This is a genomic window from Acinetobacter sp. ANC_7682 (assembly GCF_056779795.1).
Genome location: NZ_JBWYIQ010000112.1, coordinates 1 through 213, shown reverse-complemented (window position 1 = coordinate 213; position 213 = coordinate 1). Strand labels below are relative to the sequence as shown.

The following is a 213-nucleotide window of genomic DNA, read 5'->3' as shown; positions in this document are numbered from 1 at the left end:
TACTGCCACAATAATGCAATTCAAATGATTTACCTTGGGCTAGTAGCTCATATGCCATGGTAATGAGTGGTGTAATGCCAATACCGCCACCGATCAACACTGAGTGGGAAGCATCAACCAAAGGGAATAAGTTTCTTGGTGCACTCACCTGCAACTGCATACCCGGTGTAAGTTGCTCAAATGCACATGTTGAACCACCACGTGACTGAGGAT

1 pseudogene is annotated in these 213 nt (G+C 45.5%); it reads right to left on the bottom strand.

The window, feature by feature from the left end:
* Positions 1 to 213: pseudogene (locus tag AC1M9D_RS14215) on the bottom strand (oxidoreductase); the annotation flags it as partial.